Raw genomic sequence first — 3,175 nt, 5'->3', positions numbered from 1 at the left:
GGGGCTGCTCCTGCAACAGGGGGTAGGGGAGGGCGAAAAAAGGAGCGCCAGTATGCCCAAGGCGGTGGGCAGCGTCACTACGCGGCCTTCACAGCGCCAGGGGCAGCAGCCGGGCGGTGTTGCGGGCGTCTTCCAGGGCGCGGTGCTGCTGGCCCTGGAAGTGCAGGCCGGCCAGTTGCAGCGCGGTGTTCAGGCCCACCGGGCGCTTGAGCTGGCGGGCCTGGGCGAAGCGCTGCTTGAGGTTCAGGTGCGGCACCTGGCTGAGGTGGCTGGCGATGCGCTGGTTGCGCCATTCCAGTTCCAGCTGGTGGCGGTCGTAGTCGCCCCAGCTGGCCCAGCCGGCCAGGCGCGGGCTGTGCTGCGCGAGCCAGCGTTCGAATTGCGGCCAGACCTCGGCCAGCGGCGCGGCGCCGTCGACGTCGGCCTGGCTGATGTGCGTGAGTTCGCGGCAGAAGCTGGTCAGCAGCGGACGGCGCTGCGGCCGCACGAAGCGCTGGAAGTGGTCCAGCTCGCGACCGTCTGCGGCGGCCACCAGGGTCGCGCCGATCTCGATGATCTCCATTTCCTCGACCGGCCAGCCACCTTCCTCGGTGGTGGCTTCCAGGTCGATCACCAGCCAGTGGGGCATAGGGCCTGCTCGCGCGAGTGGGACGGTGGGGCCGCAGGGGCGGCGCCTGGCATGCAGTATGGAAGGCCTTTCGGGGCTCGGCAAACCGCTGCTAGGCTAGCCCGATCGACAACAGGGAGCTGGAGCCATGGCGAAAGTCGCGTTCATCGGCCTGGGCGTCATGGGCTACCCCATGGCCGGGCATCTGCAGGCCAAGGGGCATGAGGTCTGCGTCTACAACCGCACGCCGGCGCGCGCCGCGCAGTGGGTCGCCGGGCACGGCGGCAGTTCCGCGCCGACGCCGCGCGAGGCTGCGGCGCAGGCGGAATTCGTGATGTGCTGCGTGGGCAACGACGACGACCTGCGCAGCGTGGTGCTGGGGCCCGACGGCGCCCTCGCCGGGATGCAGCCGGGCAGCGTGTTCGTCGACCACACCACGGCCTCGGCGGCGGTGGCCCGCGAGCTGGCGGTGCAGGCCGCCGAGCGCGAGCTGGGCTTCCTCGACGCGCCGGTGTCCGGCGGCCAGGCCGGCGCCGAGAACGGCGTGCTGACGGTGATGGTGGGCGGCGAGGAGGCCTTCTACCGGCGCGCCGAGCCGGTGATCGCCGCCTATGCGCGGATGGTCCGGCTGATGGGCCACAGCGGCGCCGGGCAACTGACCAAGATGGTCAACCAGATCTGCATCGGCGGCCTGCTCCAGGGGCTGTCCGAGGCCCTGCATTTCGCCCGGTGCGCCGGCCTGGACGGCGAGGCCGCCATCGAGGTCATCAGCAAGGGCGCGGCGCAGTCCTGGCAGATGGAGAACCGCCACAAGAGCATGCTGGAAGGGCGCTTCGACTTCGGCTTCGCCGTGGACTGGATGCGCAAGGACTTCGCCATCGTGCTCGACGAGGCGCGGCACAATGGCGCGCAATTGCCGGTGACGGCGCTGGTCGACCAGTTCTACGCCGAGGTGCAGGCCGCCGGTGGCGGGCGCTGGGACACTTCGAGCCTGATCAGCCGGCTGAAGCCGCGCGCCTGAATCAGCTGCGGAAGATGAAGTAGACCGCGCCCAGCAGGCACAGGCCGGCCCAGAGGTAGTCCAGCTTCAGCGGCTGCTGCATGAAGAACACGCTGAAGGGCACGAATACCGCCAGGGTGATGACCTCCTGCATGATCTTCAGCTGGCCCACCGACAGCGCGGTATAGCCGATGCGGTTGGCCGGCACCTGCAGCAGGTACTCGAACAGCGCGATGCCCCAGCTGACCAGGGCGGCGATGATCCAGGGCTTGGTGTTCAGCGTCTTCAGGTGGCCGTACCAGGCGAAGGTCATGAACAGGTTGGAGAACGCCAGGAGGGTGGCGGTTTGGGCCCAGACCGGCATGGGGAGCTCTCGGAGGTGAGGAGGGCGCCAGCCTAAATCGCCGCGCCCGCGCCGCCAAGGGGCAGCAGGCGATGCAAGGCCCTTGGCGGCGGGCGCCGCTGGGCTTATCCTCCGCGCCGCGCACCGGCCCTGCGGTGCGCCATCCCTGTCGCACCCTTCCGAGAGCCCACAACGATGCAATGCCGTGCCGGCTGTGGCGCCTGCTGCGTGGCGCCGTCGATCTCCTCGCCCATCCCCGGCATGCCCGGCGGCAAGCCCGCGGGCGTGCGTTGCGTGCAACTGGACGAGCGCAACCTCTGCCGCCTGTTCGGCCGGCCCGAGCGCCCGGCGGTCTGCGCGGCCTTCGACGCCGATGCCGAGGTCTGCGGCAGCAGCAACGGGGAAGCCCTGCGTATCCTCGCCGAATGGGAACGGATCACCGCCGCCTGAGTGACTTGGAAGTCACGTTTTCAGGGGCCATACTGGCGCCCATCCTGACTGCCGAACCGCTCAGGATCGCGGATTTGCACGGGCCCGGCGCTTGGCCGGCCCGGCCAGACCAACAATAACCAGAGGAAGATGACGATGCGTGGCATCCTGCGTATGACCCTGTTGAGCGCCGCCCTGCTGGGCGCCTGTGGCGCCGCCATGGCCGAGGATTGGCAACTGGCCAAGGACGAGGACGGCGTCAAGGTCTACCTGAGCAGCGTCCCGGGCTCGAAGTACAAGGCCTACCGCGGCGTGGTCGACATCAAGGCCGACGTGGCCAGCATCAACGCCCTGCAGGAAGACGTGAAGGGCTCCTGCAAGTGGATCCACGCCTGCGCCGAGATGCGCCTGCTCAAGAGCGAGGGCGACAACTCCTGGACCTACTCGAAGATCGACATGCCCTGGCCCGTGACCGGCCGCGACGTGGTGATCCACGTGAGCACAGAGAAGACCGCCGACGGCGGCCTCATCCGCCACCTGCAGGCCGAGCCGACCTACATCCCCGAAGAGAAGGGCGAGATCCGCGTGCCCAAGCTGGTCGGCGAATGGAAGCTGGTGCCCAAGGGCACGGGCGTCACCGAGGTGACTTACCAGGTGCAGACCGAGCCGGGTGGCAGCATCCCGTCCTGGCTGGCCAACAGCTTCGTGGTGGACGCGCCGATGAACACCCTGAAGGGGCTGCGCGCGGCTGCCGAGAAGCGCTGAGGCCGGGCGTTCGCGTCGAAGAGGCCGCCTT

Annotated in this window: 5 protein-coding genes; 3 read left to right on the top strand and 2 right to left on the bottom strand. The window is 69.3% G+C overall.

What is annotated here, in order from left to right; genetic code table 11:
• Window positions 1–88 precede the first annotated feature (88 nt).
• Entirely contained in the window at window positions 89–628 is a 540-nt protein-coding gene (locus DK254_RS26120; protein ID WP_089390384.1) for an exonuclease domain-containing protein, read from the bottom strand.
• Window positions 629–755: 127 nt separating this feature from the next.
• On the opposite strand from DK254_RS26120, the gene DK254_RS26115 reads away from it, so the two are divergent.
• Window positions 756–1,628, top strand: a complete 873-nt coding sequence (locus tag DK254_RS26115) for an NAD(P)-dependent oxidoreductase (protein WP_109936151.1) — start codon at window positions 756–758, stop codon at window positions 1,626–1,628.
• A gap of 1 nt (window position 1,629) precedes the next feature.
• Here DK254_RS26115 and DK254_RS26110 read toward each other — a convergent pair whose 3' ends face one another.
• Entirely contained in the window at window positions 1,630–1,971 is a 342-nt protein-coding gene (locus DK254_RS26110; protein ID WP_009619370.1) for a DMT family protein, read from the bottom strand.
• Between the two features lie 174 nt (window positions 1,972–2,145).
• Here DK254_RS26110 and DK254_RS26105 point away from each other — a divergent pair, with 174 nt between their 5' ends.
• Together DK254_RS26105 and DK254_RS26100 are read left to right on the top strand one after the other, a co-directional pair.
• Window positions 2,146–2,400: a YkgJ family cysteine cluster protein gene (locus DK254_RS26105; RefSeq protein ID WP_089390387.1), complete on the top strand. Its 255-nt coding sequence runs from the start codon at window positions 2,146–2,148 to the stop codon at window positions 2,398–2,400.
• Between the two features lie 135 nt (window positions 2,401–2,535).
• On the top strand, window positions 2,536–3,144 hold the full coding sequence (locus tag DK254_RS26100; RefSeq protein WP_109936150.1) for an START domain-containing protein: 609 nt from the start codon (window positions 2,536–2,538) through the stop codon (window positions 3,142–3,144).
• The last annotated feature ends 31 nt before the right edge of the window (window positions 3,145–3,175 follow it).

Source organism: Pseudomonas sp. RW407 (assembly GCF_003176655.1).
GTDB lineage: Bacteria > Pseudomonadota > Gammaproteobacteria > Pseudomonadales > Pseudomonadaceae > Pseudomonas > Pseudomonas delhiensis.
The sequence above is the reverse complement of the archived record's forward strand: the minus strand, read 5'-3'. Positions and strand labels throughout refer to the sequence as shown.